34 protein-coding genes and 1 riboswitch are annotated in these 25,340 nt (G+C 64.8%); of the genes, 25 read left to right on the top strand and 9 right to left on the bottom strand.

From position 1 onward, the window contains the following. Positions 1–348 precede the first annotated feature (348 nt). Positions 349–1,560, top strand: coding sequence for an ABC transporter substrate-binding protein (locus QRQ56_RS29025; protein WP_438744604.1), 1,212 nt, complete (start codon positions 349–351; stop codon positions 1,558–1,560). A 194-nt stretch (positions 1,561–1,754) separates the two neighbouring features. Here QRQ56_RS29025 and QRQ56_RS29020 read toward each other — a convergent pair whose 3' ends face one another. Then, positions 1,755–2,282 carry a PRC-barrel domain-containing protein gene (locus QRQ56_RS29020; protein WP_438744603.1) on the bottom strand — a complete coding sequence of 176 codons (528 nt, stop codon included), beginning with the start codon at positions 2,280–2,282 and terminating at the stop codon, positions 1,755–1,757. On the opposite strand from QRQ56_RS29020, the gene QRQ56_RS29015 reads away from it, so the two are divergent. Then, positions 2,281–2,520 (top strand): hypothetical protein, encoded by a 240-nt coding sequence (locus QRQ56_RS29015; protein ID WP_438744602.1) that lies wholly within the window; start codon positions 2,281–2,283, stop codon positions 2,518–2,520. The genes QRQ56_RS29020 and QRQ56_RS29015 overlap by 2 nt on opposite strands. Here QRQ56_RS29015 and QRQ56_RS29010 read toward each other — a convergent pair. Continuing rightward, a complete protein-coding gene (locus QRQ56_RS29010; protein WP_438744601.1) occupies positions 2,508–3,089 on the bottom strand; it encodes a hypothetical protein in 582 nt (193 codons plus the stop codon). The genes QRQ56_RS29015 and QRQ56_RS29010 overlap by 13 nt on opposite strands. Before the next feature lie 180 nt (positions 3,090–3,269). On the opposite strand from QRQ56_RS29010, the gene QRQ56_RS29005 reads away from it, so the two are divergent. Both QRQ56_RS29005 and QRQ56_RS29000 read left to right on the top strand, forming a co-directional pair. Next, entirely contained in the window at positions 3,270–4,055 is a 786-nt protein-coding gene (locus QRQ56_RS29005; protein ID WP_438744600.1) for a response regulator, read from the top strand. 14 nt (positions 4,056–4,069) lie between these two features. Then, positions 4,070–5,392 (top strand): ATP-binding protein, encoded by a 1,323-nt coding sequence (locus tag QRQ56_RS29000; protein WP_438744599.1) that lies wholly within the window; start codon positions 4,070–4,072, stop codon positions 5,390–5,392. A 22-nt stretch (positions 5,393–5,414) separates the two neighbouring features. Here QRQ56_RS29000 and QRQ56_RS28995 read toward each other — a convergent pair whose 3' ends face one another. Then, positions 5,415–5,615 carry a hypothetical protein gene (locus QRQ56_RS28995; RefSeq protein ID WP_438744598.1) on the bottom strand — a complete coding sequence of 67 codons (201 nt, stop codon included), beginning with the start codon at positions 5,613–5,615 and terminating at the stop codon, positions 5,415–5,417. Between the two features lie 235 nt (positions 5,616–5,850). Here QRQ56_RS28995 and QRQ56_RS28990 point away from each other — a divergent pair, with 235 nt between their 5' ends. From QRQ56_RS28990 to QRQ56_RS28950, 9 genes are all read left to right on the top strand, one after another. Then, entirely contained in the window at positions 5,851–6,423 is a 573-nt protein-coding gene (locus QRQ56_RS28990) for a transglycosylase SLT domain-containing protein (RefSeq protein ID WP_438744597.1), read from the top strand. A gap of 213 nt (positions 6,424–6,636) precedes the next feature. Next, positions 6,637–6,765, top strand: a riboswitch (TPP riboswitch). Next, on the top strand, positions 6,753–7,775 hold the full coding sequence (locus QRQ56_RS28985; RefSeq protein ID WP_438744596.1) for an FAD-dependent oxidoreductase: 1,023 nt from the start codon (positions 6,753–6,755) through the stop codon (positions 7,773–7,775). It overlaps the preceding riboswitch by 13 nt. Further along, positions 7,766–7,963: a sulfur carrier protein ThiS gene (gene thiS / locus QRQ56_RS28980; RefSeq protein ID WP_438744595.1), complete on the top strand. Its 198-nt coding sequence runs from the start codon at positions 7,766–7,768 to the stop codon at positions 7,961–7,963. The genes QRQ56_RS28985 and thiS overlap by 10 nt, the downstream gene beginning before the upstream one ends. Before the next feature lie 169 nt (positions 7,964–8,132). Continuing rightward, positions 8,133–8,915 (top strand): thiazole synthase, encoded by a 783-nt coding sequence (locus tag QRQ56_RS28975; RefSeq protein ID WP_438744594.1) that lies wholly within the window; start codon positions 8,133–8,135, stop codon positions 8,913–8,915. Further along, positions 8,902–9,507, top strand: a complete 606-nt coding sequence (locus QRQ56_RS28970; protein ID WP_438744592.1) for a thiamine phosphate synthase — start codon at positions 8,902–8,904, stop codon at positions 9,505–9,507. Before QRQ56_RS28975 ends, QRQ56_RS28970 begins: the two co-directional genes overlap by 14 nt. A 183-nt stretch (positions 9,508–9,690) precedes the next feature. Then, on the top strand, positions 9,691–11,589 hold the full coding sequence (gene thiC, locus QRQ56_RS28965) for a phosphomethylpyrimidine synthase ThiC (RefSeq protein ID WP_438744591.1): 1,899 nt from the start codon (positions 9,691–9,693) through the stop codon (positions 11,587–11,589). A 160-nt stretch (positions 11,590–11,749) separates the two neighbouring features. Further along, complete coding sequence (locus QRQ56_RS28960) at positions 11,750–12,361, top strand: GIY-YIG nuclease family protein (RefSeq protein ID WP_438744590.1); 612 nt, start codon at positions 11,750–11,752, stop codon at positions 12,359–12,361. Positions 12,362–12,401: 40 nt separating this feature from the next. Further along, positions 12,402–12,893, top strand: a complete 492-nt coding sequence (locus QRQ56_RS28955) for a hypothetical protein (RefSeq protein WP_438744589.1) — start codon at positions 12,402–12,404, stop codon at positions 12,891–12,893. A gap of 51 nt (positions 12,894–12,944) precedes the next feature. Beyond that, complete coding sequence (locus tag QRQ56_RS28950) at positions 12,945–13,463, top strand: mismatch-specific DNA-glycosylase (RefSeq protein ID WP_438744588.1); 519 nt, start codon at positions 12,945–12,947, stop codon at positions 13,461–13,463. Between the two features lie 159 nt (positions 13,464–13,622). Here the strand turns inward: QRQ56_RS28950 and QRQ56_RS28945 are convergent, their stop codons facing one another. Next, a complete protein-coding gene (locus tag QRQ56_RS28945) occupies positions 13,623–15,212 on the bottom strand; it encodes an outer membrane protein (protein ID WP_438744587.1) in 1,590 nt (529 codons plus the stop codon). Positions 15,213–15,363: 151 nt separating this feature from the next. On the opposite strand from QRQ56_RS28945, the gene QRQ56_RS28940 reads away from it, so the two are divergent. Beyond that, complete coding sequence (locus QRQ56_RS28940) at positions 15,364–16,077, top strand: glutathione S-transferase family protein (protein WP_438744586.1); 714 nt, start codon at positions 15,364–15,366, stop codon at positions 16,075–16,077. A 176-nt stretch (positions 16,078–16,253) separates the two neighbouring features. Then, complete coding sequence (locus QRQ56_RS28935; protein WP_438744585.1) at positions 16,254–16,904, top strand: glutathione S-transferase family protein; 651 nt, start codon at positions 16,254–16,256, stop codon at positions 16,902–16,904. A 130-nt stretch (positions 16,905–17,034) separates the two neighbouring features. On the opposite strand, the gene QRQ56_RS28930 is transcribed toward QRQ56_RS28935, so the two are convergent. Next, complete coding sequence (locus tag QRQ56_RS28930; protein WP_438744584.1) at positions 17,035–17,469, bottom strand: hypothetical protein; 435 nt, start codon at positions 17,467–17,469, stop codon at positions 17,035–17,037. Between the two features lie 482 nt (positions 17,470–17,951). On the opposite strand from QRQ56_RS28930, the gene QRQ56_RS28925 reads away from it, so the two are divergent. The 3 genes from QRQ56_RS28925 to QRQ56_RS28915 all read left to right on the top strand — a co-directional run bounded on the left by QRQ56_RS28925 (position 17,952) and on the right by QRQ56_RS28915 (position 19,225). After that, positions 17,952–18,338 (top strand): RidA family protein, encoded by a 387-nt coding sequence (locus QRQ56_RS28925; protein ID WP_438744583.1) that lies wholly within the window; start codon positions 17,952–17,954, stop codon positions 18,336–18,338. Between the two features lie 134 nt (positions 18,339–18,472). Then, a complete protein-coding gene (locus tag QRQ56_RS28920) occupies positions 18,473–18,733 on the top strand; it encodes a hypothetical protein (protein ID WP_438744582.1) in 261 nt (86 codons plus the stop codon). Between the two features lie 240 nt (positions 18,734–18,973). Next, positions 18,974–19,225: a hypothetical protein gene (locus QRQ56_RS28915; RefSeq protein ID WP_438744581.1), complete on the top strand. Its 252-nt coding sequence runs from the start codon at positions 18,974–18,976 to the stop codon at positions 19,223–19,225. 84 nt (positions 19,226–19,309) lie between these two features. Here the strand turns inward: QRQ56_RS28915 and QRQ56_RS28910 are convergent, their stop codons facing one another. After that, positions 19,310–19,807, bottom strand: a complete 498-nt coding sequence (locus tag QRQ56_RS28910; protein ID WP_438744580.1) for a J domain-containing protein — start codon at positions 19,805–19,807, stop codon at positions 19,310–19,312. A gap of 111 nt (positions 19,808–19,918) precedes the next feature. Here QRQ56_RS28910 and QRQ56_RS28905 point away from each other — a divergent pair, with 111 nt between their 5' ends. Together QRQ56_RS28905 and QRQ56_RS28900 are read left to right on the top strand one after the other, a co-directional pair. Further along, positions 19,919–20,686 carry an SDR family NAD(P)-dependent oxidoreductase gene (locus tag QRQ56_RS28905; protein ID WP_438744579.1) on the top strand — a complete coding sequence of 256 codons (768 nt, stop codon included), beginning with the start codon at positions 19,919–19,921 and terminating at the stop codon, positions 20,684–20,686. Positions 20,687–20,887: 201 nt separating this feature from the next. After that, positions 20,888–21,136 carry a helix-turn-helix domain-containing protein gene (locus tag QRQ56_RS28900; RefSeq protein ID WP_438744578.1) on the top strand — a complete coding sequence of 83 codons (249 nt, stop codon included), beginning with the start codon at positions 20,888–20,890 and terminating at the stop codon, positions 21,134–21,136. Here QRQ56_RS28900 and QRQ56_RS28895 read toward each other — a convergent pair. After that, positions 21,133–21,375, bottom strand: a complete 243-nt coding sequence (locus QRQ56_RS28895; RefSeq protein ID WP_438744577.1) for a hypothetical protein — start codon at positions 21,373–21,375, stop codon at positions 21,133–21,135. The two genes, QRQ56_RS28900 and QRQ56_RS28895, sit on opposite strands and share 4 nt — an antisense overlap. 156 nt (positions 21,376–21,531) lie before the next feature. Between QRQ56_RS28895 and QRQ56_RS28890 the strand changes: the two genes are divergently transcribed. Next, positions 21,532–22,092, top strand: a complete 561-nt coding sequence (locus tag QRQ56_RS28890; protein WP_438744576.1) for a collagen-like protein — start codon at positions 21,532–21,534, stop codon at positions 22,090–22,092. A gap of 145 nt (positions 22,093–22,237) precedes the next feature. Here QRQ56_RS28890 and QRQ56_RS28885 read toward each other — a convergent pair whose 3' ends face one another. Next, the gene (locus tag QRQ56_RS28885; protein ID WP_438744575.1) at positions 22,238–22,459 is read right to left on the bottom strand and encodes a hypothetical protein; all 222 of its coding nucleotides are present in this window, start codon (positions 22,457–22,459) and stop codon (positions 22,238–22,240) included. A 93-nt stretch (positions 22,460–22,552) separates the two neighbouring features. After that, complete coding sequence (locus QRQ56_RS28880) at positions 22,553–22,819, bottom strand: DUF2277 domain-containing protein (protein ID WP_438744574.1); 267 nt, start codon at positions 22,817–22,819, stop codon at positions 22,553–22,555. A 130-nt stretch (positions 22,820–22,949) separates the two neighbouring features. On the opposite strand from QRQ56_RS28880, the gene QRQ56_RS28875 reads away from it, so the two are divergent. The 4 genes from QRQ56_RS28875 to QRQ56_RS28860 all read left to right on the top strand — a co-directional run bounded on the left by QRQ56_RS28875 (position 22,950) and on the right by QRQ56_RS28860 (position 25,324). Then, positions 22,950–24,011: an alpha/beta fold hydrolase gene (locus QRQ56_RS28875; protein WP_438744573.1), complete on the top strand. Its 1,062-nt coding sequence runs from the start codon at positions 22,950–22,952 to the stop codon at positions 24,009–24,011. An 18-nt stretch (positions 24,012–24,029) separates the two neighbouring features. Continuing rightward, positions 24,030–24,371: an MmcQ/YjbR family DNA-binding protein gene (locus QRQ56_RS28870; protein WP_438744572.1), complete on the top strand. Its 342-nt coding sequence runs from the start codon at positions 24,030–24,032 to the stop codon at positions 24,369–24,371. A 122-nt stretch (positions 24,372–24,493) separates the two neighbouring features. Continuing rightward, positions 24,494–24,847 (top strand): hypothetical protein, encoded by a 354-nt coding sequence (locus QRQ56_RS28865; protein ID WP_438744571.1) that lies wholly within the window; start codon positions 24,494–24,496, stop codon positions 24,845–24,847. 75 nt (positions 24,848–24,922) lie between these two features. Next, positions 24,923–25,324: a DoxX family protein gene (locus QRQ56_RS28860; protein WP_438744570.1), complete on the top strand. Its 402-nt coding sequence runs from the start codon at positions 24,923–24,925 to the stop codon at positions 25,322–25,324. The last annotated feature ends 16 nt before the right edge of the window (positions 25,325–25,340 follow it).

Genomic DNA, 25,340 nt, shown 5'->3' with positions numbered 1-25,340 from the left:
CAGCCGACAGAGAACTGTCACCCATCCATCCGGTCTACTTTGTTACCTATCTATCCGGTCTGGACACTCTTCTTCCTTCTCCCCTTGTGGGAGAAGGTGGCGCGAAGCGCCGGATGAGGGGTATCTATCGACGCATTCAGTGAGAGTTGCACTCTTAGAGAGAAACCCCTCACCCGTCTCGCCGCTATGCGGCGAGCCATCCTCTCCCACAAGGGGAGAGGGAACACCGGCCGCCCCTTCTCTTTTTGCATTCCGCTACGGCGCGCATCGCTTAGCTGCCGCGACCGTTTGTCGCTACAACGGTCCCCGCAAACAAAGCCCAAACAACAACACACAGGGAGAAACAACATGCAAAAACTCATCGCCGCGGTTGCGGCCGGCCTTGCCCTTGCCGCGACGTCAGGCGCGGCGCAGGCCCAGATTTCCGACAATGTCGTCAAGCTCGGCGTGCTCACGGACATGTCGAGCCTCTATGCGGACGCGACCGGCAAGGGCTCGCTCGCCGCTGTCGAGATGGCCGTCGCCGATTACGGCGGCAAGGTCGCCGGGGTCCCGGTCCAGATCGTTGCTGCCGACCACCAGAACAAGCCCGACGTCGGCGTCAACATCGCCCGCAACTGGTACGACAACGACAAGGTCGACGCGATCCTCGACGTACCGACCTCCTCGGTGGCGCTGCCGATTTCCGCGCTGACCCGCGAGAAGAACAAGGTCAACATCAACTCCGGCGGCGGCTCGTCCGACATCACCGGCGCGCAATGCTCGCCGAACACGGTGCACTGGACCTACGACACCTATGCGCTGTCGAACGTCGCCGGCAAGGCAATGGTGAAGCGCGGCGAGGACACCTGGTTCTTCGTCACCGCCGACTACGCCTTCGGCATGGCGCTGCAGCGCGACGCCGCCAACGTCGTCAAGGAGAGCGGCGGCAAGGTGCTCGGCGAGGTCCGCCATCCCCTCAACTCCTCGGACTTCTCGTCCTTCCTGCTGCAGGCCCAGGCCTCCAAGGCCAAGGTGGTTGCGCTGGCGAACGCCGGCGGCGACACCACCAACGCGCTGAAGCAGGCGGCCGAGTTCGGCCTGACCCAGGGCGGCCAGAAGATGATCGCGCTTCTGCAGGAGATCACCGACACGCATTCGCTCGGCATCAAGGCGACGCAGGGCCTGATCGTCACCGACGCCTTCTACTGGGATATGAACGAGGAGACCCGCGCCTTCTCCAAGCGCTTCAACGAGAAGGTCGGCCACATGCCGACCATGATCCAGGCCGGCCTCTATTCGGCGACCATGCACTATCTGAAGGCGATCGAAGCCATCAAGTCGGACGAAGCGCCGAAGGTGATGGAGCAGATGCGCAAGACGCCGATCAACGATTTCTTCGCCAAGAACGGCAAGATCCGCATCGACGGCCGCATGGTGCACGACATGTATCTGTTCGAGGTCAAGAAGCCCGAGGAATCCAAGGGCGAGTGGGACCTCTACAAGCTGATCGCCACCGTGCCCGGCGACGAGGCCTTCCGTCCGCTCGACAAGGGCGGCTGCCCGCTGGTGACGCACTAGGTTCCGTCATTGCGAGCGTAGCTAAGCAATCCAGAAATGCACCCGCGGAGATAGCTCTGGATTGCTTCGTCGCCGGCGCAAAATTGCTTCGCAATTTTGTCGCTGGCTCCTCGCAATGACGGCAGCCCAACAAGCACGACAATGCGCCCGGTGAAAACCGGGCGCACGTCGTTTAGGCCGTCAGGCGAGCCGCGTTACTCCGAATACTTGAACTCGGGCATGTTCTTCAGCTCGTCCTTGCTGGCGTTGAACACGGCGTGGTCCGGGTACCATTTCGAAGTGGACGACGTCGTGGTCGCAGCGGGCTTGGTGTCGGCGGTGCCGGTCGCAGCGCCGGTCGTGGTGGTGGTCGTCGCCGGCTTCGCGCCGGTGCCGGTGTAGGCCACGGCCTCGTTGACGAACTTCAGCTTCTCATAGGGCACGGCGACGAGATGCTCGCCCATGCCGAGGAAGCCGCCGACGCCGATCACGGCGATCTTGATGTCACCATTCTTGTCCATCAGCAGGTCGTTGATCGTGCCGATGTTCTCATTGGCGTCGTTGTAGATCTTCAGGCCGTCCATCTTCGAGGTACGCCATTGACCGGACGCCGTCGTGGTCGTCGTCGTGGCGGTGGCCGCGGTCGGCGCCTTGTCGGTGGTGGCGGTCGGGGATTGTGCAAACGCAACGGTGGCAAGCAGTGCAGTACCGGCGAGGCCGGCGGCGATCGATTTCATCATCATGTTGTCCTCTCCTTCACAAAAAACTCGTGTGGAGAAAACAGCGCTGATCACGCGCGGTTCCTTGCGCGCCGCAATTTCGTCGCGCGATGCGCGCGCGCAGAATTTCGCGCGAGTGTTCCTGCGTCACTCAGTAACATTCTGCGCCGCACGGTTCCCCGCCGACGATCGTGCGCCCTGGGTGAAGCACGATCGCGGCGAGGACCGCGCCGACCCTGATGGTTCAGGTCAGCTCTTGTAGTCGATCAAAAGCGCGGAGAAATCGGACTTGCCGGACGAGCTGCCGTTGGCGCCGTAGGACGATGACGAGGATTGCGATTGCTGCAAGGCCTGGAGGAACTGCTGCAGGATCTCGGCCGTGGTCTGGTCGCTGGAGGTGCTGCTGGTCGTGTCCGTCGAGGACGCCGAATCCGAAGAGCTGTCGTCCGGTGGCGGACCGGGCGGAGGCCCGCCCGCGCCGCCTGGCCCGCCGGGACCGCCCGCGCCACCCGGACCGTTCGCGAAGGCCGACTGAAACACGCCCTTGAGCTCGTCGGCCTGGTCGGAGGTCAGCGTCCCGTTCGACACCTCGTTCGAGATCAGGTCGTCGATCTTCGACTGCATGTCCTCCTTGGAGGGACGCGTGCCGCTCGACTGGTCGCTCGACCGGCTCTGCTGGAGCGCGGTGTCGATGTCGGTCAGCGCGGTCGAGAGCGCGGACTGGTCCGACGACGAGACCGTGCCGGCGGACACCTGCGATTGTAATTCCTGCTGCAGCCGCTGCAGCGGCGACTGGATATTGCCGGCGGAGGCCGCCGAGATCGAGGTCATGATGGCTCCGTGGTTTTTGCGGGGTTTCACTGCCGCCCACGCCACGGTATGGTTAACGGCCTTAACGATACCTTGCCGTTCCGCAACGGTGCGATTGCCGTCTGTTGCGGGACGCCGGGCAGAAACAATCCGAAACAAAAATCTTCGCCATTTGGCCCGAATCTTGGACAAACAAAGCGCATGGCCATTCCCAATCCCAACATCCTGGTCGTCGAAGACGACCGCGAAACCCGGACGTTGATTGCGAAGTACCTGCGCAACAACGCCTGCAACGTCACCGCCGTGAGCGACGGCCGCGAGATGTCGCGCGCCATGTCCGATCACCGCGTCGACCTCATCATCCTCGACGTCATGCTGCCCGGCGAGGACGGCCTCAGCCTGTGCCGCAAGGTGCGTGCCGAGTCACAGACGCCGATCATCATGCTGACCGCGCGCGGCGAGGACGTCGACCGCATCGTCGGCCTCGAGATGGGCGCGGACGATTATCTGCCGAAACCCTTCAACCCGCGCGAGCTGCTCGCTCGCATCAACGCGGTGCTGCGCCGCCAGGCCGCGGCGCAAGCCGCAAGCTCGATCGAGGGCGCCTCCGCGCTCACCTTCGAGGGCTGGCACATCGACCTGCGGCTGCGCGAGCTGCGCAATCCCGAAGGCGCGCGCGTCGCGGTGACCAGCGCCGAGTTCGATCTGCTCCGCACCTTCTGCGAACGGCCCGGCCGCGTGCTGTCGCGCGACAGCCTGCTCGACCTCACCCAGGGGCGCAACACCGGCTCGTTCGAGCGCTCCATCGACGTGCTGGTCAGCCGTATCCGCCGCAAGATCGAGCCGAACCCGGCCGATCCCACCCTGATCAAGACGGTGCGTTCCGGCGGCTATCTGTTCACGCCGCGAACTCAAGTCGCAGGCTCGCAGGCGGCAAGCACCCAGGCAGCTGGCACTGAAGCGGTTGCGGCGCCCCTGAGCAATTGACGGGGACGCCGACGATGAGGCCGTTCGGGTTCTTTCACCTCAAGGGGATCGGCGGGCAGATCGCCGCGCTGGTGCTGGCTTCGACCGTCGCGCTCCACCTCGTCGTCACCACCGCCTTCCTGATCAGCCGGCCGGACCGCCCCGACACGCCGCCGGACGGCGCGCATCAATTGACCGACGCCGCGCTGCTGCTCGGCTCGGCCGAGGCGAGCGAGCGTCCGCGCCTGCTCGCCGATCTCGCGCGCGCCTTTCCAAAGCTCGGCATCGAGATGCTCGCGCCCGGCACCGCGAGCGTCGAGGAGAGCGACAATCAGCATCTGCGCGCGATGCGCCGTCATCTCGGGCGCGGATACAAGGCGGTTCAGCTCGCCCCTGGCGGCGGCGAATCCCGCGTCGGCGTCGAATTGCCCGACGGCACCATGATATCAGCACATGTCGATGGCGGGCCGCGACAATGGTTTTGGGGCGGCCCCTGGCTGATGGCGCTGATGAGCGCGTTCATCTGCGTCACCGTGCTCGGCCTGTGGGCGGCGCGCGCGCTGGCGGCTCCGCTGTCGTCCTTCGCCAAGGCGGCCGAGAATTTTAGTCTCGACGGCGGCGCCGAGCCGCTGCCCGAGCGCGGCCCCGAGGAGATCCGCTCGGTCGCGCGCGCGCTCAACCGCATGCATGAGCGGATCGCGCGGCTGATGTCGGATCGCACGCGGATGCTGGCCGCGATCAGCCACGATTTGCGCACGCCGATCACGCGGCTGCGCCTGCGCGCCGAGTTCATCGAGGACGAGGGCAACCGCAAGCGCATGCTGATGGATCTCGACCAGATGCGCGCGATGCTGGAAAGCGTGCTGTCGCTGCTGCGCAACGACCGCAAGATCGAAGCCGTTACGCTGGTGGACATCGCCAGCACGCTGCAGCTCGTCGCCGACCAGTTCGGCGACATGGGCCATGTCGTGCATTACGACGGGCCGGCCTCCGCGACCGCCGCCGCGCGGCCCGACGATCTGCATCGCGGCGTCACCAACCTCGTCGAGAACGCCGTGCGCTTCGGCGCCGAGGTGACGATCCGCCTCGACGTCTCCGGCACCACGTTCGTCATCGACGTCGAGGACGACGGTCCCGGCATTTCGGATGCGCGCAAGCAGGAGATGCTGGAGCCGTTCGTGCGCGGCGACGACGCGCGCACCATGGACGAGTCCACCGGCTTCGGCCTCGGCCTGTCGATCGCGCGCGCGATCGCGGTCGCCCATGGCGGCGAGCTGTCGCTGCACGACCGCGAGCCCCACGGACTGATCGTGCGGATGCAATTGCCGCTGTGGCAGCAGCCCCGGCTTGCGGCCTGAGATACCGACTTAGAACCGCCGCTTACGCCGCGAGCGGCGGATGCTCGACGGCGACCTCGTCGAAGATGGCCACCGCCTCGAAGCGGTAGTTGCAGGCGTGGCAGGTCCAGAGATAGCTGACGCGCCCCTCGCCCGGCTCGATCCAGTCGGGCTGCGGGATCGGCGTGCCGCATTGGGCACAGGGGTTTTGCCTGGGGGTCTCGCTGAGGATTGCTTTTGTCATGGCACCTCTCCCGATTTGCTAGCCGCTTCCTACTCGCTTTCGCGCGCCTGCGCGAATAGACAGTCATGCTGCCGCGAGTGGTCCGCCCTGAGGGAACCTGTACGCCGGCATTGAGTCGTAACAGCGGCTCTGCGCTGCAAAATCGTTAACGGCGGCGTTTGGTCACATCATCGCCGCGTTCCGGAGGCCTATCGGCAGCCGGGCGCAGGTCACTCAAGGGCCTCAGGATTATCTTATGAAGATTTTACGCATTGCCGCGCTGCTCGCGGCCGGGCTGACATTGCCGCAGGCCGCCTTCGCAGGTCAGGCCGAATATGCCGAGATGGTCGCGGCCCATGCCCGCGCCAACGGCGTTCCGGAGGCGCTGGTACATCGCGTGATCATGCGCGAGAGCCGCTATCAGCCCGGCCTCGTCGGCCATGGCGGCACCATCGGGCTGATGCAGATCAAGCTCGCGACCGCCCGCGGCGTCGGCTACACCGGCGATGCCGCCGGCTTACGCGATCCCAACACCAATCTCACTTATGCCGTGAAATACCTCGCCGGCGCCTATCGCGCCGCCAATGGCGATCACGCCCGCGCCGTGCGCTATTTCGCCGGCGGCTATTATTATGCCGCCAAGCGCCAGCGGCAGGAGGCCGTGCAGGTCGCCACGATGGGCGACATGGGCCAGAGCGGCATGGGTCAAGGCGGCATGGGCCAACTTTGGCTCGAGCCGAACGGCAATCCGCAGCCGATGTTCGGCAATGCGCCGCACCGCAAGCTGGCCCAGCGCGTCCGCAATGCGCGGGCGCAGGCGATGAAGTAACGTCTCGTGTCCCGGACGCGCTGCAGCGTGCAACGCTGCTGCGCAGAGCCGGGACCCAGCATCCCATACTCCAGCATCCCATACTAAGGCATGGGCCCCGGCTCTGCGACGCACCACGCCGCCGAGGGGCGGCGCGCTGCATCGCGTCCGGGGCAGGGCGGCGAGGTTCCCCGCAACACGCGTTGACCACCCCGCCCCGCTGTCCTACATTAGAGCCGTTCCGAGGGGTGCTCCGAGGAGGAGCTGAGATACCGCTAAATGGGCAATAACGCCCAGGACCGCGGTGACCCTTTGAACCTGATCCGGGTCATGCCGGCGAAGGGACAGGGATGTTGCAAACGACCAAGCGACCGGATTCACCGGTATCCATCATCGGCGCAGGCATCGCGGGAGCCTGGCAGGCCCTGTTGTTCGCACAGGCCGGCCATGCCGTGACCTTGCACGAGCGCGGTGACGAGGCGATGACGGATTCCACCAGCCATTGGGCGGGCGGCATGCTCGCGCCCTATTGCGAGGCCGAGGTCGCCGAACCCATCATCAGCCGCCTGGGGCTGCGCTCGCTCGAGGTCTGGCGGCGCGAGCTGCCCGACACGCCTTTCAACGGCTCGCTCGTGGTCGCCCATCCGCGCGAGCGCAACGACTTCGAGCGCTTTGCGCGCATGACCGAGGATCACCGCCGGCTCGACGCCGCCGGCCTTGCCGAGCTCGAGCCGTCGCTGGAGGGCCGCTTCCGCGATGCGCTGTTCTTCCCGGCCGAGGGCCATGTCGAGCCACGCCGCGTGCTGCCGCAGCTGCACGAGCGCATCCGCGCCGCCGGCGGCACCATCAAGTTCTGCAGCGACGTCACGGCGAACGATCTCGCAAAAGACTCTGACGGCATCGTCATCGACTGCCGCGGCCTCGGCGCCCGCGACGAGCAGCCGGAGCTGCGCGGCGTCAAGGGCGAGATGATCCTGATCGAGACCAGTGAGGTGCAGCTCGCCCGCCCGGTGCGGCTGATGCATCCGCGCTGGCCGCTCTACGTGATCCCGCGCGAGGACAATCTGTTCATGCTGGGCGCGACCTCGATCGAGACCGAGGACACCGGCGTCAGCGTCCGCTCCGCGCTGGAGCTGCTGGGCGCGGCTTACGCGGTGCACCCCGCCTTCGGCGAAGCCCGCATCGTCGAATTCGGCTCCGGGCTTCGTCCCGCTTTTCCCGACAATCTGCCGCGCATCGGCATTCGCGGCCGCAGGATCACCGTCAACGGCCTCTATCGCCACGGCTTCCTGATCGCGCCCGCGCTCGCCGAGCTGACGCTCAACTATGTCGAGCGCGGCCAGATCGACAACGAGGTGATGCAGTGCTTGTGATCGTCAACGGTGAGCAGCGCGAGGTGAACTCGGCCAGCGTCGACGCGCTGCTCTCCGAGCTCGACTACGAGGGCACCCATTTCGCCATCGCGCTGAACTACGACGTCGTGCCGAAAAGCCGCTGGGCCGAGACCAGCCTGAAGGCCGGCGACGAGATCGAGATCATCACGCCGCGGCAGGGAGGGTGAGGATGGATGCTGTCTCTCACCACGAACTCCGCCGTCATCCTGAGGTGCGAGCCGTCTTCGGCTCGCCTCGAAGGATGGCCGCGCCCGCAGCTGTCATCCTTCGAGGCGCGCAAGAGCGCGCACCTCAGGATGACGGTCCGCGCTTGTTGCCTGCAAGGAAATTGAAGCCATGGTGACCTTCTACGGCAAATCCTTCTCTTCCCGCCTGCTCATCGGCAGCGCGCTCTATCCCTCGCCTGCGATCATGCAGTCCGCGATCCGCGCCTCAGGCTCGAACATCGTCACGGTGTCGCTGCGGCGCGAATCCGCCGGCGGCAAGTCGGGCGATGCGTTCTGGAAGCTGATCCGCGAGCTCGACGTCACCGTGCTGCCGAACACCGCCGGCTGCCGCAGCGTGCGCGAAGCCGTGACCACCGCCAAGCTCGCGCGCGAATTGTTCGGGACGTCCTGGATCAAGCTCGAAGTCATCGCCGACAACGACACGCTGCAGCCCGACGTCGTTGGCCTCGTCGAAGCCGCCACCATCCTGATCAAGGACGGCTTTGAAGTGTTCCCCTATTGCACCGAGGATCTCTCGGTCGCCAACCGCCTGGTCGATGCCGGCTGCAAGGTCGTGATGCCGTGGGCCGCTCCGATCGGCAGCGCGAAGGGCATCACCAATCGCGATGCCTTGATGCTGATGCGCGACCGGCTGCCCGACATCACGCTGGTGGTCGATGCCGGCCTGGGCGCGCCCAGCCACGCCGCGCAGGCGCTGGAGCTCGGCTATGACGCCGTGCTGCTCAACACCGCAATTGCAAAGGCCGCCGATCCCGTCGCGATGGCAAAAGCCTTCCGCTTGGGTATCGAGGCCGGCCGCACCGCCTTCGAGGCCGGGCTGATGAACGCCCGCGACTTCGCCTCCCCCTCCACCCCTGTCGTTGGGACCCCGTTCTGGCATGCCGTATCCTGATCGCTTCTATCCCGTCGTCGACAGCCTCAAATGGGTCGAGCGTCTGACCAAGCTTGGCGTCGGCACCATCCAGCTGCGCGCCAAGGCGCTCAACGACGCCGATGCGCTGCAGATCGTCAGCGACGCGCTGGCGATCACCAAGGACACGCAAGCCAAGCTGGTCGTGAACGACTATTGGCGCGCGGCGATCGTCGCGGGCGCAAAATATTTGCATCTCGGCCAGGAGGATCTCGCGGAGGCCGATCTCGGCGCCATCCGCGAGGCCGGCCTCTCGCTCGGCGTCTCCACGCATGACGATGCCGAGCTGGAGACCGCGCTCAAGGCCAAGCCCGATTACGTCGCGCTCGGACCAATTTTCTTCACCACGCTCAAATCGATGCGCTTCGAGCCGCAAGGCATTCCGAAGATCACCGATTGGAAGAAGCGCATCGGCCCCATCCCGCTGGTCGCGATCGGCGGCATCAAGTTCGAGCACGCCGCGGAGATCTTTGCGGCGGGTGCGGATTCGATCGCGGTCGTGTCCGACGTCACCCAGAACGCCGACCCCGATGCCCGGGTCCGGCAATGGCTCGGCCTGAAGGAGACGGCGTGATGCGCACGGCGCTCTCACTCCACACCCAACTGTCATCGCCCGGCTTGACCGGGCGATCCAGTACGCCGCGGCTTCACGGTTCTTACCGCGACGCCGCGGCGTACTGGATTCCCGCCTTCGCGGGAATGACAGCTGTAATTGACGCACGCGCGGCGAAACCAACGAATTAAACCGGAGGATCCCATGAACATCCGCTCCAATCCCGAAAAAACCGTCCCCGCCGTCACCACCGGCCCGCTGCCCTCCTCGCGAAAGATCTTCGCCTCCCCCGACGCCGCGCCCGATCTGCGCGTGCCGCTGCGCGAGATCATCCTGTCCGAAGGCGCGGGCGAGCCGAACCTCCCTGTGTACGACACCTCGGGCCCCTACACCGACCCCTCCGTCACCATCGACGTCAATGCCGGCCTTGCGCGCGGCCGCAAGCAATGGGTGCTGGAGCGCGGCGGCGTCGAGGAATATCAGGGCCGCCAGATCAAGCCGGAGGACAACGGCAGCGTCTCCACCGACAACGCCGCGCGCGCCTTCTCGGCCTATCACCAGCCGCTGCGCGGCCTCGACGGCCACAAGATCACGCAGCTCGAATTCGCCCGCGCCGGCATCGTCACCAAGGAGATGATCTACGTCGCTGCCCGCGAGAACCTCGGCCGCAAGCAGCAGCTCGATCGCGCGGAAGCCGCCCTTGCCGACGGCGAAAGCTTCGGCGCCTCCGTGCCCGCCTTCATCACCCCGGAGTTCGTCCGCGACGAGATCGCGCGCGGCCGCGCCATCATCCCCTGCAACATCAACCACTCCGAGCTCGAGCCGATGATCATCGGCCGCAACTTCCTGACCAAGATCAACGCCAATATCGGCAACTCGGCGGTGACCTCGTCGGTCGAGGAAGAAGTCGAGAAGATGGTGTGGGCGATCCGCTGGGGCGCCGACACCGTGATGGACCTCTCGACGGGCCGCAACATCCACACCACCCGCGAATGGATTTTGCGCAACTCGCCAGTGCCGATCGGCACCGTCCCCATTTATCAGGCACTGGAGAAGTGCAACGGCGACCCCGTCAAGCTGACCTGGGAGCTCTACAAGGACACCCTGATCGAGCAGTGCGAGCAGGGCGTCGACTATTTCACCATCCACGCCGGCGTGCGCCTGTCCTACATCCACCTCACCGCCAGCCGCGTCACCGGCATCGTCTCCAGAGGCGGCTCGATCATGGCGAAGTGGTGCCTGGCGCATCACAAGGAGAGCTTCCTCTACACGCATTTCGACGAGATCTGCGACCTCATGCGCAAGTATGACGTCTCGTTCTCGCTCGGCGACGGCCTCCGTCCGGGCTCGATCGCGGACGCCAACGACCGCGCGCAGTTCGCGGAGCTGGAGACGCTCGGCGAGCTCACCAAGATCGCGTGGGACAAGGGCTGCCAGGTCATGATCGAAGGCCCCGGCCACGTGCCGATGCACAAGATCAAGATCAACATGGACAAGCAGCTCAAGGAATGCGGTGAAGCCCCGTTCTACACGCTCGGGCCCCTGACCACCGACATCGCGCCGGGCTATGACCACATCACCTCAGGGATCGGTGCGGCCATGATCGGCTGGTTCGGCTGCGCCATGCTCTGCTACGTCACGCCGAAGGAGCATCTCGGCCTGCCCGACCGCAACGACGTCAAGGTCGGCGTCATCACCTACAAGATCGCCGCCCACGCCAGCGATCTCGCCAAGGGCCACCCCGCCGCGCAACTGCGCGACGACGCCCTCTCCCGCGCCCGTTTCGACTTCCGCTGGAGCGACCAGTTCAACCTCGGCCTCGACCCCGACACGGCCAAGAACTTCCACGACGAGACCCTGCCCAAGGAAGCTCACAAGGTCGCGCATTTCTGCTCGATGTGCGGACCGAAGTTCTGCTCGATGAAGATCACGCAGGACGTGCGGGATTACGCGGCGACGCTGAACGATCCGGCGGCGGTGGGGATGTCGATGAGCGGGACGGCCGAGGATGGGATGAAGCAGATGAGCGCGAAGTTCAAGGAAATGGGCTCAAGCGTTTATCTGGATGCGGAGAAGGTGAAGGAGAGTAATCGGGTGTTGTGAGGCTGACGAAAGTCGCACTCCAATCATGAAAGGGGCGATCGACAGATCGCCCCTTTTTCGTTGCAATGCAGGGGGCATCGAGATTATCTTCGCCCTATGGTTGCAGATGCGTTGAAGCTAGTATTTTGCGACGCTAAACGCCGTTTGGGGATGGGATGAGATGGTCGGAGTAATTTACATCCTAACGAACGTAGCGATGCCTGGCATCATCAAGATCGGTATAACCGAAGGCGACATTGAAGATCGGGTAAGAGGCCTAGATAACACTTCAGTCCCATTGCCGTTTGAATGCTTCTATGCAGCTCAGGTCGCAGAACCTTGGAAGGTTGAGAAAGCTATCCATGAAGCTTTCGGCGACAATCGCATTCGCAAGAGTCGTGAGTTCTTTCGGATTTCGCCGGATAAGCCTAAAGCGATTGTCGAGCTACTCTGCCAGAAGAACGTAACTCCCGGACAAGAGATACTGAGCGAGGCCGACGATCAAGAAGCCTTGAACGAAGAGCGAAAGCGAAGAGCCAACTTTCGCTTCTCTCTGATAGGCATCAAGCCCGGCACAGAATTGCAATCCGTTTTTGACGACAACATAACATGCAGAGTTAAGAATGACCGCTGGGTTGAATTTCGTGGAGAGGAACACAGCCTTTCAAGCTCGGCGCTCCTAGTTGCTCACGAAAAGGGGCTTGGATGGGCGGCCATACAGGGGCCCCAGTACTGGAAACACAACGGCAAGACTCTTGCGGAGCTGCGGGAGGAAACCGCCCAAGAGGACTAAGAGAAATTAGAGCTGAGCCGACGAAAACCAAGGACGCGCAATGACAACCATCGACATTATTGCCCTATGGGGAAAATACATTTTACTTCCTCTCGTAAGTGCAGTCTTTGGAGCCGCAACAAAAGGATGGATAGAAAACCGACGTTTTCTTAAACTTGAGAAGTCGCGAGACATTGTCGGGCGCTGGCGAGGCGAATTGAGGTACATAAAGCCGAAGCAGCCTGCGGAATCGATCGAAATAGAATTCTACCGGTACAGATTTTGGAATTTGCCTTATTGGCTTGATTCCAAATTGATCAGAGGCGTGGTCCGCTCTGGAAACGACACGGATGGAGACTTGTTCATTCAAGGCGGCTTCTATCAACCAGACCAACTCATGCTGGACTATCAAAGCTCTCAGGCCGTCAGACGACAATTTGGAAGCGTAATTCTAAAGTTGGACGCAAGTGGCGGAACGCTATTTGGGAACTTCATCGGTCACTACGATGAGCCTTTGGTGGGCGCTCTGTCTCTTGAGAGAGGTCGGAAATAGTAACAGCCACCGAGTTGAACCTTCCCTGCGATAGATCTACTGACAATCGACTTGCCCGCCCCCATACCCCACCGCCTCCCCGACCAGCTCCGCCCCAACCTCCGCCTCGTCTTCGTCGGCACCGCCGCCTCGACGCGCTCCGCCGAGCTCGGGCACTACTACGCCCATTCCGGTAACCGCTTCTGGCGGGCGATCCATGAGGCCGGGATCACGCCGCGGCGCTATCAGCCGAGCGAGTTCGCTTCGCTGATAGAGCTTGGGATCGGCTTCACCGATCTCTCCAAGACGGGCGCGGGGATGGATCACCAGATCGCGGCGGAGACGATCGACGTGGCGGGGTTCAGGGCGAAGATGGAGACGTACCGGCCGCGCACGATTGCGTTCACGAGCAAGAAGGCGGCGAGCTTGTTTTACGGCCGGCCGTCGACCGCGATTGCGCTGGGGCGGCAGAGGCGCGATGCGAGCTTGCCGGAGATCTTCGTACTGCCGTCGCCGTCGGGTGCGGCGTCGGGGAGTTGGTCAATCGAGCCGTGGCGGGAGCTAGCGACGTGGATCAACCGGGGTCCGTAGGGTGTGTTAGCTGCGCGGCGGCGCGAAGCGCGGGCGCGCGGCGCAACCCACCGCTTGTGCGGCTGCGGATGTAGAAGCTGGTTCGTCACGCCTTGGGCCGTTCCGTGGTGAGGGACCGCAGCTGTGGGCGGCTAACCCACCCGACGAGACCGCAGGCCCTCACCGAAACAGATACGTCACCCCGAACGTCGCCAGATGCGTCCGCATCGCGACGTCGTAGGTGTTGACCGACGGGTCGAACTCGGGTCGGCCGCTCGACCGTGCGACGGTGAAGCCGGCGCTGCCGTAGTCGGCATAGCGGTATTCGGCGCGCGCGAGCCAGTTGCCCCACACGACTGTCTCCAGGCCGCCGCCGAGCGTCCATCCCATCTTCGTGGTCGACGAATTGATGATCGGCGAGGACAGCGCGAAGAAACCGCTGCAGTTGCGACTGGTGCAGGTCGAGGTCAACTCGAAGTTCTGCCAGGCCGCGCCGGCGGTGGCATAGAGCATGGTGTGGGGGTTGACGAGATAACCGGCGCGCGCACGCAAGGAGGCGTCCCAGCGGCTGCGGATCGAAAGGCTCTCGCCCGGTGCCTGGGAGTCGGCGAGATGGATGCTGGTAAAGCCCTCGCGCATCGTGGTGCGGTCGGCGAAGCCGACGTCGCCCTCGACGCCGGCGGTCCATTGCGAGGCGAGTTGCCAGAGATAGCCGGCGTAGGGGCTGGCACGAAACCCGGTGTTGTCCATCGGACGGTTGTTGGCGCGCTCGGCGAGATCGAACGCAGAGCCCCCGATCGTCTCCGACGTCGCCGTCAGGTCGGTGCGCGTGGCGCGCGCACCGAGACCAACACCGACATAGGCGCCGGTCCAGGACGGCAGCATCGCGGCCTGCGCGAACAGCGGATGCGAGCGGCCGCCATTGAGGGGATCGCCGAACTTCCAGGCGAGGCCGACGCTCGCCGTGTGGGTCCGCAGCCCGGTGTCGAAATTGTCGACCGTCAGCGTGGGCCCCGCGCCGCTTCTCGTGCGTGCGATGGCGAAGGGCGAGGTTCCGAAATCAGCATAGCGATAGTCGGCGCGCAGCAGCCAATTGCCCCACAGCGGGGTCTCGATACCGCCGCCGAGCGTCCACCCCGTCTTGATGGCGGAGTTCGACACAACCGCGGGCAGCGCATTGTTGCAGGTGGCGCCGACGCAAACCGAGGTGACGTCGAATTGCTGCCAGGCGAGTCCGCCCGTCACATAGGCCATTGTCGATGGCGTCAGGAGATAGCCGGCGCGGCCACGCAGGCTCGCATCCCACCCGGCCTCGAGTGCGAGGCTGTCGACGAGGAAGGTGGATGAACCGGCCCGCGGCGAGGCGCGAAAGCCCTGGAGGATGGTGGTCTGGCGACCAAGACCCAAATCGCCTTCGACGCCGAGGACCCAGCTTGGTGCCACTTGCCAATTGAAGCCGGCATAGGGATTGACGCGAAGACCCGGGCCATCGAACGGTTGACTGATGACGGCGTCACTGATGTCACGGGGAACGCCATCCTCCAGCACCGATGTGGTGGTGAGGTCGGCGGCCGTCGATCGGAAGCCGAGGCCGAGGCCGGCATAGAAGCCGGTCCACGACGAGACCGCGACGGGCGGCGCTTTGGCGAAAGGCTTGAGCGCGACATCCGCGCCTTGCGCGGGAGCTGCGAGCGCGAGCGTAATCGCGGCCGAAAGCGCGGCGCCACACTGCAGGACCCCGCGCTTGCGGCGGGTCGATGATCGTCGCATGTCGAAACTTCTTGTCGCAATTGTCCAAAATCCCATACTGCGAACGGCGGACGCCTCGCGTCGTCCGATCGAACGACGCCGCGCACAATCCGCCTGCCTGTTGCAGAAACGGCACGGCGGCGATACCACGCCAAGACAGAGGAGCCCGCCCATGCTGACCCTCTACTCCTACCCGGACCTGTTCGGCGTCGCCGACAACAACGGCTACGGCCTCAAGGTCTACGCCTTCTTCAAGCTTGCGGGCGTACCGTTCGTGCACGCGCACATCTTCGACGCCTCCGCGGCGCCGCGCGGCCAGCTGCCTTACATCGTCGACGAGGGCGAGACCATCGGCGACAGCGAAGCCATCATCGCGCACGCCATCGCGAAATATCGCCTGACGATCGACGCCGCGCTCTCGGCCGCGCAGCGGCGCACCAACCATCTCGTCACGCGCATGCTCGACGATCTCTATTGGGTGATGTCCTATTCGCGCTGGCAGGACGATCGCTATTATCCCGCCTTCCGCGACGGTTTTATTGCGCAGCATCCGCAAGTCAGTGCCGAAGGGTTCGAGAAAGCCAAGGCTTACAATTCGCAGCGCTATCACTACCAGGGCATCGGCCGCTACACGCCGGAGCAGGCCTATGCGCGGGGCCTTGCCGATCTCAAGGTGCTGGCCGAGATGGTGCCCGCCGCAGGCTTCGTCCACGGAGCGTCACCGACGAGTTGCGATGCCGGCATCTACGGCTTCCTCGCCAACATCCACTACTTCCCGATCCCGACGCCGCTGAAGGCCTTCGTCGACGCGCACGCAAATCTCGTCGCGCATTGCGAGCGGATCCATGCGATGCTGTCACCGGCATCGCAGTCCTCATCCCAGTGAACATCACAGACCTCATCCTGAGGAGGCTGCGAAGCAGCCGTCTCGAAGGATGGCCGCAAGCGAGAGGCCGTCGTTTCGCACTATCGGCGTGATCCCGCGCAATAAAACAGGCAGGCTGTCGGAATCGAGGCCGGTCATTCGTCCTCCGGCCGAACGTAGATTATCCGGAGTCCCAAATGCCTGCCACCATCACCGCCTTCGAATCCTCGCCCGACCGCGGCCGCGGGCAGGCCCGCGACATGCGCGTGCGCTGGGCCTTCGAGGAGGTCGGGCTGGCTTACGACGTCCGCCTCGTCTCTTTCGCGGCGATGAAGCAGCCGGCGCATCTGGCGCTGCATCCGTTCGGCCAGATCCCGACCTATGAGGATGGCGATCTCGCGCTGTTCGAGTCTGGCGCGATCGTGCTGCACATCGCGGAAAGCCACGATGGTTTACTGCCGAAGGACGCGAACGCGAGGAGCCGCGCGATCGCGTGGATGTTTGCCGCGCTGAGCACGGTGGAGCCGCCGATCGTCGAGCTGTCGATGGCGATGCTGTTCGAGCGCGACAAGGGCTGGTACGCGGAGCGCCTGCCGATGCTGCAAGACCGTGTCCGTGTCAGGCTCGGCGAACTGTCCCGCCACATCGGTGGCGCCAACTGGCTCGACGGCGCCTTCAGCGCCGGCGACCTCATGATGGTGACCGTGCTGCGGCGGCTGGCCACGTCGGGATTGCTCGACGAACATCCCGATATTGCCGCCTATGTCGCCCGCGGCGAGGCGCGGCCGGCGTTCCGGCGCGCGTTCGAGGCGCAGCTTGCGGTGTTCGTCGCGTCGTCGCAGTCGTAGCCCGGATGAGCGCAAGCGACATCCGGGGCCGCTATTCCCGCATGTCGCTTCGCTCATGCGGGCTACGGACCGAGACCGAATGGTGGGCACGGCGCTTGCGCGCCCTTGCCCACCCTACGGCACCTCGCCGCTACCGCATCGTGATCGCAAGACCCGAGAGATCCGCGTTCGCCATCAGGCCGACCTGCGTTCCCGACAGCTCCAGCACCGCGCCCTTCTGGTTGGTCAGCACGATGGCGCGGGCGCCGGCACCCACGGCAAGGCCCGCGCCGGCGGCGCCATAGACACCGGCGACGTCCGAGGGGCGGTTGATGTTGGAGACGCGGCCGCGCAGCACGGTCTTGGATCCGCCGAACACCAGGCCGTAGTCGAGCCCGCCGGTCGAGAGCCCATAGGAGCGGCCGCGAAAGTTCAGCACGCCCGAGCCGCCGGAACCGCCGATGATCCAGCCCGCCTTGTAGATCGTCAGCGTCACGAAACCGCTGTCGGCCTGCGCCGCGGTCGAGAGTCCGGCGAGAGCGGCAATGGCGACCAGCGCGGCGCGAAGGGTGGTAGCGAGCTTCATGGGAGTCTCCGGGGGCTATTTTCTGGGGGAATTCGAATCAGACGAAGGGAATGTACCTGATGGATCGCGGCGGCAACATGATGGGATGAGGCGTGCGCATCGCGGTGAGCAGCTTTCCTGTGCGGCACTGCGCTCTCGAACGGAGTCAGCGTTTAGGGTCGCGTGCCTCCACAGCGTCATGGCCGGGCTCGACCCGGCCATCCACGCCTTCCTCCCGGCACAAGAACGTGGATGCCCGGGACAAGCCCGGGCATGACGGCGGAGTTGGGGCCACAGCACGGACTAATCGCATCATGCCATTCGCCCCCTGTTTTGCCCGACGGCGCAACCGCTCGTTTCGCCTATTCCGCAGCCAAAAAATGTCCAATGATTTCCATCTCATGTCTACTGTGCATGGGGTTGTTTTCGCACTTTTTGGTTTGAGCGCCCGCGCGCCTGCGGCTACGCTTGCGGCATCCGCGACCGTGTTTCGAGGTGATCCCATGCCGATCCAGCATTTCGCGCCCCCGCCCAACGTCAAGGCGCCGCCGCTGTCCTTTGCCACCCGCGTCGGCGATCTCCTGTTCGTCTCGGGCATTCCCGGCTTCGATGCCAATGGCGCGCTGCCCGACGGCTTCGAGGCGCAGTTCGCCAATGTCGTCGTCAACATCAAGCGTGTGCTGGGCGAGGCCGGCGCCGGTGTCCGCGACCTCGCCAAGGTCAACGTGCTGCTGACCCGCGCCTCCGACGTCGCCGCGATGAATGCGCTCTATGCCGGCGCCTTCGGCCCGCCGCCCTATCCGGCGCGCACCACCTGCGTGGTGCAGGCCCTGCCCGATCCGAAGATGCTGATCGAGATCGAGGCGGTGGCATCGCTGGCGAAGGGATGAGCTTTCGGGCGTCCGCAACTGACATGTCCGTGAACGGTCGCGGGGCGGCTTGCCAGCCGGGCCATTTTGCCGCACGACTTCCGCTCTCACGTTCCCATCGCCTTCGTTTCCAAGTTCCCATCAGGAGATATTTCATGCGTCGCGTTCTCGCGCTCTGTGCCGTTGCCGGCATCGCCACCTCCGTCTTCGCCGTGCCGGCTTCGGCCAAGGTCGGCTATTACGTGATCCGCTGGGACAACACCGGCATCTGCCAGGTCTGGAACGAGGACCTCAGGTACAAGCCGTTCCAGTGGGGCGTGTCGACCTACAAGGTCGTGAGCAAGCCGCTGCCGACCTTCCAGGCCGCGTCCGACCTGCAGATCAAGATGCGCGCCGAGCGCCGCTGCACGCTCTAGGCTTGACGCGACAATATTGGAATGCGAGGGCGGATCGCGCAAGCGGTCCGCCCTTTTCCTTTGCGGGGACAGCCGCATTGTTCGGCCGATTTCAGCAAGGTCCTGCGTGCGTCGTTTGAACCTGATCCGCGCATGGAACTACTCACATCTTGTCCGGCGCGCATCCCCCAAGCGTCGGCACCAGCCCCTCCCCGTCATTGCCGGGAGGCGCATCACATCATTCATTTTGAGGAGCCGATCATGCGTCGTATTTCCGTGCTGTGCGCTGCCGCCGGTCTTGCCGTCACCGCGTTCGTGGCCGCGAGTCCTGCACAGGCCAGCTATCACCTGATCCGCTGGCAGGACACCGGCTTCTGCCAGATCTGGGACGAGAGCATCCCGACCACGCCGTGGCCGGCCGGCTATCACCGCGCCAGCGCGAGCATGCCGACCTTCATCGACGCACTCGCCGCCAAGGACGCCGCGCTCAAGAACGGCCATTGCAGCTGGTAAGATCTCGATCGGCGGACGAAGGCGGGCAAGGACGCGGGCATGCGTCCTTGCCCGCTGCTTTTTGCGGGATGCCGTAGAGCGCCCTCACGCGTCCTTGTGCGCGCCGGGATGGATCAGGACGTCGCGGGCGGCGGCGAGGTCGATGAAGGCCTGCGTGCTGCCGCCATGGTCGGGATGCATGCCCTTGGCTGCGCGGCGATAGGCCCGGTTGATGTCCTCGCAGGTGAGCTGACCGGCAAGCGGCAGGCCGAGCATCTGGCGGGCGCGATCCTCGCTCGACAGCTTTTTCGGCATGGCGTTGCGGCGGCCGAAGCGCGGCGCGGTGAGGCCATGAACGACATCGAGCACCACGCCGAGACGACGCTGCGCCGCCACCGTGACGCCGTGATCGCTGTTGTCGACGGCCTGGCGCAGCACCGGCAACGCCTGCTCGGCGGCCTGGCGCAGCATCGTATCCGTGCTCGTCCGCGCGATCTCGGCCACGAGCCGGCCCGCCTCGGCGAAGTCGGCGGGATGCGCCGACCGCAGGCGTTCGAGGGCCAGTTTCCAGGAGTCGAGTCGGGGGTCGAGCCGTTCCATCATGCGCGCAACGTTTAGCAATGACGATCAGTATGCCAAGGCGGCCGTTTCCGACCCCTTAATTTCGAGTTAGCGTTTCGCGAAACTTCGAAACGAAATCGGGAGGAAAATGTCATGGCATTACTTGCAAACCACATCGCCGTCGTCACGGGGGCCGGTTCCGGCATCGGCCGCGCGATCGCCGCCGGCTATGCCCGCGAGGGCGCGCAAGTCGTGCTGCTCGACGTCAACGCCGACACCGCCGCGGAGGCCGCCGGCGAGATCCGGAAAGCGGGCGGCAAGGCCGACAGCTTTGCGCTCGACGTCACCAGGCGCGAGGACTGCTTTGCGCTAGCCAGGCAGGTCGCCGACAAGGTCGGACAGGTCTCGATCCTCGTCAACAATGCCGGCATCACCCGCCGCAACGCCTTCACCGCGGAGACCGAGACGGTGGCGAAGGACTGGAACGACATCATCTCGCTCAACCTCAACGGCGTCTTCAACGTGACGCAGGCCTTCCTCGCGCCGCTCCGTGCGAGCAAAGGCCGCATCGTCAATATCGGCTCGATCCAGTCCTTCGTGCATCTGCGCACGCCGAGCTCGGCGGCCTACACCACGTCGAAGCATGGCGTGCTCGGCTTCACCAAGGCGCTCGCGGTCGAGCTCGGCAAGGAGGGCGTGCGCGTCAACGCGATCGGGCCGGGCTTCATCGAGACCAACATCAACGCCAATGTGCGCGCGACCAATCCGGCGCTGGTGCAGGCCTTCGTCGACCACACGCCGCTGGCGCGCACCGGCAAGCCCGAGGACATCGTGGGTCCCGCGGTCTTCCTGGCCTCCGACCTGTCGGCCTATGTCACGGGCACGATCGTGATGGTGGACGGCGGCTATCGCACCGTGTGAGAACGCGAGATAGGTCCGCATCGTCACGCATCTCGCACCAATCGCGGCGGCTTCGCGGCTTTCGCGAGGTCATCTGGTGCGGCGCTGCGGAATTAACCTTTCATTAACCAAACCCGACCACCGTAGATCTACGGCTTGGGGGTCGTTTGTTCTCGATCCGCTTCCAAAGATGGAAGCGGGCGTTGATCGGGGAGTGTGTTGATGACCACTGTTCATGTCGCTGCGTCCGAGCCGGGCGCCCAATTTCTTGCCCCCAACGAGATCGTTCCGCTTCTGATCGGCGCCACCGTCGGCGAGGTCGAGCGCGAGCTCGTGCTGCAGACGCTGGCGCGCTGCGACGGCAACCGCACGCGCGCCTCGCGCGTGCTCGGCCTGTCGGTGCGCACGCTGCGCAACAAGATCAAGATCTATGCCGCCTCGGGCATCGAGGTGCCCGCCTATCAGGATTAGCGTCCGAGGACGTGCCGCTGAACAAGTCCGCCAATGATGACCGCAAGCGCGATCATCACGACCGCGGCTGCAATCAGCTCGATCGCGCGGAGGAGGAAGGCCGTCATGACGGCCCATGACGGCTGCGGCTCCTCGGCGAATGCGACCGGCACGACGTCGGGTACCAGCTGGTGCGCGAGGCCAAGCGCTGCTGCAAGGACGGCAGCGAACAGGCAAAGGATTTTCCACGCTGCGCGCATCGGTCGCTCCTCGCAAGAGTTGTGGCCGCGAGATCGATGACATGGCGGCACGCGCCGCCGATTGATGTTGATCAAGCGTTATGAGCTGCGCCGGCGGAATTGCTGCTGTCGTCAAACGCCGCTAAGTAGCTTGCTTCCGGTCAAGGGAGCAGCGGCGTGGCAGACGAACAGAAGCGGCAGGGATCTCAAGGTCCGCGCGGACGGCAGGGCGAACCGGGACGGCCGGGGCCGCAGGGTCATCCGGGCCGGCGCGGCCCTGATGGCGCGCGTGGCAAGCCGGGTGCGCAGGGCAAGCCGGGTCCGATCGGAAAGGCGGGACCTCAGGGCAAGCCCGGTCCGCAGGGCAAGCAAGGCGAAGCCGGCCCGCGCGGCGCCATCGGCGCGCAGGGACCCGCAGGACCCCAGGGCTCTGCCGGGCCCCAGGGACCGACTGGGCCGCAAGGCCCGCGCGGCGAGCCGGGACCGGCCGGTCAATTGCCCTCGATCGAGCAGGTGCTGCCCTGGCTCGATCAACTGTTCGACGCCTGGGACGAGCGCCGCCGCCAGCGCGAGCGCGAAGCCGCCGAACGCGAAGCGCTGGAGGCCGCCGAGCGCGCGATGCTGGAGGCCGCCGTGCGGGAGACCGACGAAGCCATGGCCGATGACGAGAGCGACGCCGGCGACGGCGACGAGCATAAGAAAAAGAAGAAAAAGAAGAAGCACGACCACAAGGACTAGCGGCTTGCGCGTGCCCCGGACGCAGCGCGGCATGCAATGCTGCGCTGCTGGGCCGGGGCCCATCTCACCGCAACGCTCGCGCGAGATTGCTGGGTCCCGGCTCAGCGGAGCGGCGCGCCGCACCGCGTCCGGGACATGAGCAATGTTAGGATGCGCCGGAAGCGTCATCCTTGCCCGGCAGCATGCCCATGCGCTCGAACTGCCAGCGCATGGCGCGATACCAGAGATAACCGACCGCCGCGCCGCACAGGGCCAGGATGATCACGTTGGCGCCCGAGAACGAGCCGCTCCACCACATCATCCATGCGGTCCATAGCAGCGTGAAGACGATGGCACCTGCTTTCAGCGGAAGAAGGGGGCGGTTCATGATCCTGCTCCGAGCTGTCAAAACCCCGGCGGACATCATGGCAGAGCGAGGCGCCCGATACCGTGAGCCAGATCACGGAACGCGTGGCCGGAGCTAGCCGAAGCGCAGCCGCGAGCGCTCCTTCGCCCTTTCCGCCTCGACCTCGCGGTCACGCGCTGGCGCATGGGTGTGCAGCGAGATCAGGAGCTTTCGCGCGGCCTCCGACACCTCCGCGACAGCGCGATCGAACGCCGCCTCGTTGGCCTGCGACGGCTTGTTGAAGCCGGACAGTTTCCGCACGAATTGCAGCGCGCTGGCATGGATCTCATCCTCCGTCGCCGGCGGCTCGAAATTGAACAGCGTCTTGATGTTGCGGCACATGCAGGTCTCTCTTTCGGATGTTTCCCTGAAGACGATCGGCGAAGTCGAAATCCTACATCCTTCTCCGCATTTCTGTTAAGTTCCACCGCAACGCGGCCGCCGACCATGAGCCGCAACGGGGGAGAGAAACATGAAGGCTTCCTTTGCCGCGCTGACGGCTGTTCTGCTGTCCTTTTCGACACCGATATGGGCCGCCGATTATCCGGCCCCCAAGCAGGGCGACTGGATCGCCAGGGATTTCAAGTTCCACACCGGCGAGACCATGCCGGAGTTGAAGCTGCATTACACCACGGTGGGCGAGCCCTCGGGTCAGCCGGTGCTGGTGCTGCATGGCACGGGCGGCTCGGGCACCGGCATGCTGGGGCCTACCTTCGGTGGTGAGCTGTTCGGCCCGGGGCAACCGCTCGACGCCACCAAATATTACATCATCATTCCCGACAATATCGGCCACGGCAAATCATCGAAGCCGTCGGACGGAATGAAGACGAGCTTCCCGAAGTACAATTACGACGACATGGTCGAGGCCCAATATCGGCTCGTAACGGAAGGCCTCGGCGTCAAGCATCTTCGACTCGTCATCGGCAATTCGATGGGCGGCATGCAGACCTGGCTTTGGGGCGAGAAATATCCGAAGGCGATGGACGTCCTGGTTCCGATGGCCTCGCAGCCGACCGAGATGGCCTCGCGCAACTGGATGATGCGGCGGATCATGCTCGACACCATCCGCAACGATCCCGACTACAACGGCGGCAACTACACCAGCCAGCCGCGCATGATGAAATACGCCACCACCGCCTACGGCATCGCCAGCATCGGCGGTACGCTGGCCTATCAATCGCAGGCGCCGACCGCCGCCAAGGCCGACAAGATCGTCGACGACCGGCTGGCAACGCCGATCACGGCCGATGCCAACGACTTCGTCTACCAGTGGGAGTCCTCGCACGATTACAATGCCGGCGAGAAGCTGGAGCAGATCGAGGCGACACTGCTGCTGATCAACTCAGCCGACGACGAACGTAACCCGCCCGAGACCGGCATCACGGACGCCGCGATGAAGCGGGTCAAGAACGGCAAGCTGTATCTCATCCCCGCGAGCACCGAGACGCGCGGCCATGGCACCACGGGCAACGCGAAATTCTACGCCGAGCAGGTCCGGCAATTGCTCCAGACGGCGCCGCAGCGGACGATGTAGCCCGCGCGGGGAAACAGCATGTCGAAAGCGCGCTTTCGCAAGGCCGCGCTCGCGCTTCCTGGCGTGATCGAGGGCGCGCATCACGGCCATACCGACTTCCGCGTCGGCAAGCGCGTGTTCGCGACGCTGGGCTACCCCGATGACGCATGGGGCATGGTGAAGCTCACGCCGGATCAACAGACCCTGCTCGTCGATGCGGAGCCGGAGATGTTTCGTCCGGTGCCCGGCGCCTGGGGTAAGAACGGCAGCACGAATGTGAAGCTGGCGAAGATCGATCCGGTGACCTTGCGGAGCGCGCTCGAGATGGCGTGGCGCAACGTCGCGCCGAAATTGCTGCTCGCATCGCTCGATGCGCGATAGCGAATACCGCAACGCATCATACGCGACGCTTCGCGCGCCGCATATTATTTGAGCATGCAATGCGCTGGCAGCTCGGGCTTAATCGCGTCAACGATACGAATCGGAACGCGACGGAGGATCGCATGCGCAGGCTCGCATTCTGCGTTTGGCTGGCCGCGATGACGGCGCTGACGAGTGCCGCGTTCGCGTTCGACAACGGGCAATACGACCACGTCCCGCCCGATATCCGTGCCTGGTTCAAGAGCGTGATCGCGCCGAACGGCGTGCCCTGCTGCGACATCTCCGACGGCCATCGCACCGACTACGACGTGCGCGCGGGCAGCTATTGGGTTCCGATCGAAGGGCAATGGATGGAGGTGCCCGAGCGCGCCGTCATCCGCGATCGCGGCAATCCGGTCGGCCAGGCGGTGGTGTGGTATGTCCACCACCGCGGCGCCATCATCATCAGCTGCTTCGTGCCGGCGGATGCGGTCTAGCCGCACGATGGCGCGTCAGCGCTGCGCGTGGTAGTTCGAGCAATGGCTTCCGCAAGCGACCGAACACGCGCGGTGATGCGCTTCGTCATGGCGGCGTTCTACATCGCGGCCGGTGTCGCGCATCTCATCGCCCCTGAGAAGTTGCTCGCGATTACGCCGTCCTGGGTTCCGTTCGCGGCGCAAATCGTCCTCGTCACCGGCATCTGCGAAATCGCCGGCGCCATCGCGCTGGTCACGAAGCCCCTGCGCTGGTGGGCAGGGGTGGCCTTTGCGCTCTATGCGCTGTGCGTCTGGCCGGCGAACATCAAGCACGCCCTGGAGGGCATCGACCTTCCGCCGATCCCCAACAGCTGGCTCTATCATGGGCCACGCCTGATGTTTCAACCGGTGCTGATCTGGTGGGCGCTGTACTGTGCCAGCGTCATCGACTGGCCGAAGCGGCGCGACAAGGGGGATAGCGGCCGGACCGAAGGATGATAGTCTCGACACGTGC

The organism is Bradyrhizobium sp. U531 (assembly GCF_051710265.1).
In the GTDB taxonomy this organism is placed as follows: domain Bacteria; phylum Pseudomonadota; class Alphaproteobacteria; order Rhizobiales; family Xanthobacteraceae; genus Bradyrhizobium.
Note: the sequence above shows the minus strand (reverse complement) of the source record. Positions and strands in the feature narration are given on the sequence as shown.

Bases quoted from the DNA above. Each gene is read 5' to 3' on its own strand.
- thiC (WP_438744591.1), top strand. From the start codon at position 9,691: ATGAACATCCGCTCCAATCCCGAAAAAACCGTCCCCGCCGTCACCACC.
- QRQ56_RS29015 (WP_438744602.1), top strand. From the start codon at position 2,281: ATGTTGTCCTCTCCTTCACAAAAAACTCGTGTGGAGAAAACAGCGCTG.
- QRQ56_RS28905 (WP_438744579.1), top strand. From the start codon at position 19,919: ATGGCATTACTTGCAAACCACATCGCCGTCGTCACGGGGGCCGGTTCC.
- QRQ56_RS29010 (WP_438744601.1), bottom strand. From the start codon at position 3,089: ATGACCTCGATCTCGGCGGCCTCCGCCGGCAATATCCAGTCGCCGCTG.
- QRQ56_RS29020 (WP_438744603.1), bottom strand. From the start codon at position 2,282: ATGATGATGAAATCGATCGCCGCCGGCCTCGCCGGTACTGCACTGCTT.
- QRQ56_RS28900 (WP_438744578.1), top strand. From the start codon at position 20,888: ATGACCACTGTTCATGTCGCTGCGTCCGAGCCGGGCGCCCAATTTCTT.
- QRQ56_RS28940 (WP_438744586.1), top strand. From the start codon at position 15,364: ATGCTGACCCTCTACTCCTACCCGGACCTGTTCGGCGTCGCCGACAAC.
- QRQ56_RS28960 (WP_438744590.1), top strand. From the start codon at position 11,750: ATGGTCGGAGTAATTTACATCCTAACGAACGTAGCGATGCCTGGCATC.
- QRQ56_RS28975 (WP_438744594.1), top strand. From the start codon at position 8,133: ATGGTGACCTTCTACGGCAAATCCTTCTCTTCCCGCCTGCTCATCGGC.
- QRQ56_RS28955 (WP_438744589.1), top strand. From the start codon at position 12,402: ATGACAACCATCGACATTATTGCCCTATGGGGAAAATACATTTTACTT.
- QRQ56_RS28865 (WP_438744571.1), top strand. From the start codon at position 24,494: ATGCGCAGGCTCGCATTCTGCGTTTGGCTGGCCGCGATGACGGCGCTG.
- QRQ56_RS28870 (WP_438744572.1), top strand. From the start codon at position 24,030: ATGTCGAAAGCGCGCTTTCGCAAGGCCGCGCTCGCGCTTCCTGGCGTG.
- QRQ56_RS28920 (WP_438744582.1), top strand. From the start codon at position 18,473: ATGCGTCGCGTTCTCGCGCTCTGTGCCGTTGCCGGCATCGCCACCTCC.
- QRQ56_RS29000 (WP_438744599.1), top strand. From the start codon at position 4,070: ATGAGGCCGTTCGGGTTCTTTCACCTCAAGGGGATCGGCGGGCAGATC.
- QRQ56_RS28985 (WP_438744596.1), top strand. From the start codon at position 6,753: ATGTTGCAAACGACCAAGCGACCGGATTCACCGGTATCCATCATCGGC.
- QRQ56_RS29005 (WP_438744600.1), top strand. From the start codon at position 3,270: ATGGCCATTCCCAATCCCAACATCCTGGTCGTCGAAGACGACCGCGAA.
- QRQ56_RS28875 (WP_438744573.1), top strand. From the start codon at position 22,950: ATGAAGGCTTCCTTTGCCGCGCTGACGGCTGTTCTGCTGTCCTTTTCG.
- QRQ56_RS28885 (WP_438744575.1), bottom strand. From the start codon at position 22,459: ATGAACCGCCCCCTTCTTCCGCTGAAAGCAGGTGCCATCGTCTTCACG.
- QRQ56_RS29025 (WP_438744604.1), top strand. From the start codon at position 349: ATGCAAAAACTCATCGCCGCGGTTGCGGCCGGCCTTGCCCTTGCCGCG.
- QRQ56_RS28880 (WP_438744574.1), bottom strand. From the start codon at position 22,819: ATGTGCCGCAACATCAAGACGCTGTTCAATTTCGAGCCGCCGGCGACG.
- QRQ56_RS28935 (WP_438744585.1), top strand. From the start codon at position 16,254: ATGCCTGCCACCATCACCGCCTTCGAATCCTCGCCCGACCGCGGCCGC.
- QRQ56_RS28995 (WP_438744598.1), bottom strand. From the start codon at position 5,615: ATGACAAAAGCAATCCTCAGCGAGACCCCCAGGCAAAACCCCTGTGCC.
- QRQ56_RS28945 (WP_438744587.1), bottom strand. From the start codon at position 15,212: ATGCGACGATCATCGACCCGCCGCAAGCGCGGGGTCCTGCAGTGTGGC.
- QRQ56_RS28895 (WP_438744577.1), bottom strand. From the start codon at position 21,375: ATGCGCGCAGCGTGGAAAATCCTTTGCCTGTTCGCTGCCGTCCTTGCA.
- QRQ56_RS28930 (WP_438744584.1), bottom strand. From the start codon at position 17,469: ATGAAGCTCGCTACCACCCTTCGCGCCGCGCTGGTCGCCATTGCCGCT.
- QRQ56_RS28925 (WP_438744583.1), top strand. From the start codon at position 17,952: ATGCCGATCCAGCATTTCGCGCCCCCGCCCAACGTCAAGGCGCCGCCG.
- QRQ56_RS28860 (WP_438744570.1), top strand. From the start codon at position 24,923: ATGCGCTTCGTCATGGCGGCGTTCTACATCGCGGCCGGTGTCGCGCAT.
- QRQ56_RS28990 (WP_438744597.1), top strand. From the start codon at position 5,851: ATGAAGATTTTACGCATTGCCGCGCTGCTCGCGGCCGGGCTGACATTG.
- QRQ56_RS28910 (WP_438744580.1), bottom strand. From the start codon at position 19,807: ATGATGGAACGGCTCGACCCCCGACTCGACTCCTGGAAACTGGCCCTC.
- QRQ56_RS28915 (WP_438744581.1), top strand. From the start codon at position 18,974: ATGCGTCGTATTTCCGTGCTGTGCGCTGCCGCCGGTCTTGCCGTCACC.
- QRQ56_RS28970 (WP_438744592.1), top strand. From the start codon at position 8,902: ATGCCGTATCCTGATCGCTTCTATCCCGTCGTCGACAGCCTCAAATGG.